This window comes from Azospirillum sp. B506, assembly GCF_000333595.1.
Lineage (GTDB): Bacteria > Pseudomonadota > Alphaproteobacteria > Azospirillales > Azospirillaceae > Azospirillum.
In genome coordinates this window covers 1-1,103 of the sequence record NZ_BADK01000176.1, presented here as the reverse complement: position 1 = coordinate 1,103, position 1,103 = coordinate 1, and the positions used below count along the sequence as shown (strand labels likewise).

General features: G+C 67.5%; 1 protein-coding gene and 1 pseudogene. Both read left to right on the top strand.

The features are described from left to right. Positions 1 to 267: pseudogene (locus I71_RS06085) on the top strand (hypothetical protein); the annotation flags it as partial. 98 nt (positions 268 to 365) lie between these two features. After that, positions 366 to 1,037: a response regulator transcription factor gene (locus tag I71_RS06080; protein WP_042692350.1), complete on the top strand. Its 672-nt coding sequence runs from the start codon at positions 366 to 368 to the stop codon at positions 1,035 to 1,037. Positions 1,038 to 1,103 lie beyond the last annotated feature (66 nt).

The following is a 1,103-nucleotide window of genomic DNA, read 5'->3' as shown; positions in this document are numbered from 1 at the left end:
AGCACCACCTGCTGCGGACGGCGCGGGATTGGATGGAGCGGACCCGCGGTGCCTGTGCCGTGGTGCTGCAACGACATGACGCTGGCCGCCCGCTATTGCGACGATGCGCTGCTGCTGGCCGACGGGCGGGAACCCTGGAGCGGCCCGATGTCCGCCCTGCCGGTGCCGGTGCTGGAGCGGGTCTTCGCCACCCGCTTCGTCCGCATGCCGGCGCCGGACGGGCGGGGGGCCGTCTTCGCCACGACCGGGCAGCCGCCCACACTTTAGCCACCCACAACTCAATTTCCCGCCGCCCGGCTGCCGGCCGGGCTGGACGATGCAATCGAGAATAATTATTAATTGCATTTTTGGAAAAGGAGGAGGCGTTGCGCGTTCTGGTCGTCGAGGACGATGCGGCTGTCAGCTACTGGATCGGGGCCAGGCTCAACGGCTCGGGCCATTCCTGCCGCTTCTCCGGCGACGGCGAGGAGGCTTTGCGACTGCTGGCGGAGGAGGCGTTCGATGTCGTCGTCCTCGACCGCATGCTGCCGAAGCTCGACGGCATGGAGGTTCTGAAGCGGCTGGCCGGCACACGGCATCCGCCGGTGCTGGTGCTGTCGGCGCTGGACGAGACCTCCGACCGGGTCGCCGGGCTGCGCGCCGGGGCAGACGATTACCTGGGCAAGCCCTTCGACTTCGCCGAACTGCTGGTGCGGCTTGAGCATCTCTCCCACCGCCACGGGCAGGCGATGGCCGCCCCCGGCGACCTGCTGACGGTCGGCGATCTGGTGATGGACGTGGCCCAGCGGCGAGTGACCCGGCAAGGGATGCCGATCGAGCTGACCGACAAGGAGTTCCGGTTGCTGCACATCCTGATGAGCAATCCGGGCCAGACGGTGACCCGGACCATGCTGCTGGAAAAGGCCTGGGGCTACGGCTTCAACCCGCCGACCAATCTGGTCGAGGTGCATGTCTTCAAACTGCGCAGCAAGATCGACAAGGATTTCGATCCGCCCCTGCTGCGCACCGTGCGGGCGATCGGCTATGCGCTTGGCTGATCGCCTCCTCGCCCGCATCCGCCCGCTGCTCGACACCCGCAGCTTCCGCCAGACCATGACCATCGG